The organism is Pseudomonas sp. GM48, from assembly GCF_000282335.1.
In the GTDB taxonomy this organism is placed as follows: domain Bacteria; phylum Pseudomonadota; class Gammaproteobacteria; order Pseudomonadales; family Pseudomonadaceae; genus Aquipseudomonas.
In genome coordinates this window covers 1-4,133 of the sequence record NZ_AKJM01000198.1, presented here as the reverse complement: position 1 = coordinate 4,133, position 4,133 = coordinate 1, and the positions used below count along the sequence as shown (strand labels likewise).

Genomic DNA, 4,133 nt, shown 5'->3' with positions numbered 1-4,133 from the left:
TCAGCTGGACTCACGAATGCTTCGCAGCCGAACGCCGCCTCGCGGGCTCGGCAGCTGCCACAGATCGCATTACCGCTTAACTGACTGGCCGCTCTGCAATCATACCGTTTTGCCATCGCGGCCTCCTGCCTTCGATGGGCACGAACTCTACCGAATCCCGGTGTTCAGGTGCAGCGGCAGCCGCTTCAAAGGATTTCGTACAGAGCCTGAAACCGAAAACAACAGGGCAAAAAAAAAGCCACTCATCTGAGTGGCTTTTTTTCTGTATTTTGGAGCGGGAAACGAGACTCGAACTCGCGACCCCGACCTTGGCAAGGTCGTGCTCTACCAACTGAGCTATTCCCGCGTCTTGGTGTGGCGCATTCTATAGAATCCAGAAGCCCCGTCAACCCCTTGATTCAAAAAAGTTTTATTTCTTTTCAACATCGGTCTTCAGATGTGGCCAGGCAGCCCGCAAGTACTGGACCATCGACCACAAAGTCAGGCCAGCCGACACCATCAATAACGTATAACCCAGCAAGACCCAGAAACTGAAATCCTTGGGATTGGCCAGCAGGATCACCAGCGCCAGCATCTGCGCGGCGGTTTTCCATTTGCCCAGGTTCGACACGGCAACGTGTGCACGAGCGCCCAGTTCGGCCATCCATTCGCGCAGTGCCGAAACGACAATCTCGCGACCGATGATCACGGCAGCTGGCAGCGTGAGCCACAGGTTTCCGTGTTCCTGTACCAACAGTACCAATGCAACCGCAACCATCAGCTTGTCGGCAACCGGATCGAGAAAAGCCCCGAACGGTGTGCTTTGTTCCAGGCGGCGGGCCAGGTACCCGTCCAGCCAGTCGGTGGCGGCAGCGAATGCGAAGACCGAGGCGGATGCCAGGTAGCTCCATTGGTAAGGCAGGTAGAACAGTAAAATGAAGATCGGTATGAGCAGAACGCGTAGAACGGTAATCAGATTAGGGATATTCATCGGCACAACTGGCTACGAGGTGAGGGGGCATTCTACTCGCTGTGCAGATTTGCATAAATCAACTCTGCGAGCTTTTTACTGATCCCGGGGGCTTTGGCAATTTCTTCGATGCTTGCACGAGACAGCTCCTGCAATCCACCAAAATGTTTCAACAAGTCCCGCCGACGGGTTGGTCCGACGCCAGCGACGCCTTCCAGTGTAGACGTCCGGCGGGTTTTTCCACGCCGGGCACGGTGCCCGGTAATGGCAAATCGGTGGGCTTCGTCGCGAATCTGCTGGATCAGATGCAGCGCGGGAGAATCGCCACGCAACGTGAACTCATGCGCTGCGTCGTTCAGGTACAGGGTTTCGAAACCGGCCTTGCGCGTTGCGCCTTTGGCCACACCGAGCAGAATCAGGTCGGGCACGGCCAATTCATCGAGCACGTCGCGGGCCATGGACAACTGACCTTTACCACCATCGACCAGCAGGATATCCGGCAGCTTGCCCTCCCCGTCCTTCAGTTTACTGAAGCGTCGGGTCAGCGCCTGATGCATCGCCGCGTAATCATCGCCGGCCGTAACGCCCTCGATGTTGTACCGGCGGTAATCGGCCTTGATCGGGCCTTCGGGGCCGAAGACCACACAAGACGCCACCGTCGCCTCGCCACTGGAGTGACTGATGTCGTAGCACTCGAGTCGTTGTGGAGGCTCTTCCAGCTTCAGCACCTCGGCCAGCGCATCGAAGCGCGCCGTAATGTGCTGACGATTCGCCAGGCGCGCACTCAGTGCCTGCTCGGCATTGGTCACTGCCAATTGCTGCCAGCGCGCTCGCGTACCACGCACGCGATGGCTGATGGTCAGTTCACGACCGCGCAACTCTTCGATGGCGGCGATCAGTGTTGGAAAGTCATCGTGGACCACATTGACGATCAGCTCGCTGGGCAAGTCGCGTTCAGGACTGCTGATGAAGTACTGGCCGAGAAACGCGGCCATGACTTCAGAAACGTCTTCTTCAATACCGACTTGAGGGAAGAAGTTCTTGCTTCCCAACACCCGCCCGCCCCGCACGCTGATCAAGTGAACACAGGCGCCGCCCGGGTTGACGAATGCGGCAATCACATCGACGTCCCCGGTCCCGCCTTCCATGCTCTGCTGATCCTGGACCCGGCGCAGTAATGCAATCTGGTCCCGCAACTCGGCCGCTCGCTCGAATTCGAGATTGATCGCCGCTTCCTCCATCCCGGCGGACAATTCGTCAGTCAGGGCATTGCTGCGCCCTTCAAGAAACATCACCGAATGGCGCACATCTTCGGCGTACACCTGAGGCTCCACCAGCCCGACGCAAGGCGCCTTGCAGCGCTTGATCTGGTATTGCAGGCAAGGACGTGTACGGTTCTTGTAAAAACTGTCTTCGCATTGCCGAACGAAAAATGTCTTTTGCAGCAGGCTCAGGCTTTCGCGAATCGCGCCAGCGCTAGGGTAAGGACCGAAATATTTACCCTTGGCCTTTTTCGCACCACGATGAATGCTCAGTCGCGGAAACTCTCCATCGGAGAGATAGACGTAGGGGTAGGATTTATCGTCGCGCAGCAGGATGTTGTAGGGCGGCCGCCATTCCTTGATCAGCGTCTGCTCAAGCAGCAAGGCTTCGGTTTCGTTGGCCGTAATCGTCGTTTCGACTTGGGCGATACGCGCCACCAGTGCGGCGGTCTTGGGGGCAAGCCCGGTCTTGCGAAAGTAACTCGACAAGCGATTCTTGAGGTTTTTGGCCTTGCCGACGTAAAGCAACCGCGCTTCGCTGTCGAACATGCGGTACACGCCGGGGCGCCCGCTAACGGTCGACAGAAAGGCGCTCGGATCAAAGGTTTCGGTCATTTTCAGAGACTGGCGTCGACCATGCCATGACGAACCGCCAACAGCGTCAACTCGACATCACTGCTGATCGAAAGCTTTTCGAAGATGCGGTAACGGTAGGTATTCACGGTTTTCGGGGACAGGCACAATTTGTCGGAAATGATCTGTACTTTCTGGCAGCCGACGATCATCAGCGCAATCTGGATTTCCCGCTCCGACAAGGCATCGAAAGGAGAATCGTTGGTAGGCTGGAATGACTTGATTGCCAGTTGCTGGGCTATTTGCGGACTGATGTAGCGTTGCCCGGCGAACACCAGGCGGATGGCCTGGACCATTTCCGGCAACCCTGCCCCCTTGGTCAGGTACCCTGCCGCACCGGCTTGCAACAGCCGTGTAGGAAACGGGTCCTCTTCACACACGGTCACCGCGACGACCTTGATGTCCGGATGACTGCGCAACAGTTTGCGAGTGGCTTCAAGACCGCCGATACCCGGCATCTTGACGTCCATCAGCACCACATCGGGTTTCAGCTCACGCGCCTTGAGCAGGGATTCCTCACCCGACTCGGCCTGGCCGACTACTTGCAGGCCATCGATGTCAGCCAGCATTCGTGTAATGCCTGTACGAACGAGATCATGGTCATCGACCACTAGCACCCTAATCAAGCAGACACCTCGCGATATGGTCTTATTCGGTTGTCAGACACCTTAGCAAAAAGCATCTGACAGACCTAGCAGAAAGCGTCAGATTAAAAGTTTCAATTCATCTTGAAAGGCTTGTCGCCAGCGTGTCGCGGCAATGTCAGCGATTGATATCCAGCTGCATTCTCAGGAAACATTCGTCTTTGCCCACCACCCTCAATCCCTTGCGTTCGTACAACGCTTGCGCCGGATTGTTTTCGAATACCGTCAGGCGCAACGCCGGGCGCCGCTCCTTGCGCGCGACAGCCAGTACCTGATCGATCACCCAGGACCCAATGCCCTGCCCACGAAACGTTTCGGCGACGTGCAATTCGCGGATGTACAACGCTCTGGCATCGCGACTCAGGCTGACATAACCCGCCACTTTGTCGCCCCATATAATCATTCGGTTGTCTCGCCCGACCCAGGCCACGTCAAACGCTTCGTCCTGCCACAACAAATCATGCTGAATGTAGTAACGCAGCATGCCTTTACAGGTCAGCTCGCGGGCGAACACCAGGTCATCAGGCGTTGCCGGTCGCCATTGGCGTTCCATCACGCTGGCTCCACCACCAACACCTCCCCGGTCCAGCCCGCGGGATTACGCCGGGCAACGACCATCTGGTTGCCGGTACCGGCGGCAGCCGC

4 protein-coding genes and 1 tRNA gene are annotated in these 4,133 nt (G+C 57.2%); all 5 read right to left on the bottom strand.

What is annotated here, in order from left to right; genetic code table 11:
- Positions 1 to 270: 270 nt before the first annotated feature.
- Positions 271 to 346 (bottom strand) — tRNA-Gly (locus tag PMI28_RS00055).
- Positions 347 to 409: 63 nt separating this feature from the next.
- Entirely contained in the window at positions 410 to 970 is a 561-nt protein-coding gene (pgsA, locus tag PMI28_RS00060) for a CDP-diacylglycerol--glycerol-3-phosphate 3-phosphatidyltransferase (RefSeq protein ID WP_007992985.1), read from the bottom strand.
- Positions 971 to 1,002: 32 nt separating this feature from the next.
- Positions 1,003 to 2,826 (bottom strand): excinuclease ABC subunit UvrC, encoded by a 1,824-nt coding sequence (gene uvrC, locus PMI28_RS00065; protein ID WP_007992983.1) that lies wholly within the window; start codon positions 2,824 to 2,826, stop codon positions 1,003 to 1,005.
- Positions 2,827 to 2,828: 2 nt separating this feature from the next.
- Positions 2,829 to 3,470 (bottom strand): response regulator transcription factor GacA, encoded by a 642-nt coding sequence (gene gacA / locus PMI28_RS00070; RefSeq protein WP_008015884.1) that lies wholly within the window; start codon positions 3,468 to 3,470, stop codon positions 2,829 to 2,831.
- Between the two features lie 136 nt (positions 3,471 to 3,606).
- The gene (locus PMI28_RS00075; RefSeq protein WP_007992981.1) at positions 3,607 to 4,041 is read right to left on the bottom strand and encodes a GNAT family N-acetyltransferase; all 435 of its coding nucleotides are present in this window, start codon (positions 4,039 to 4,041) and stop codon (positions 3,607 to 3,609) included.
- Positions 4,042 to 4,133: the final 92 nt, after the last annotated feature.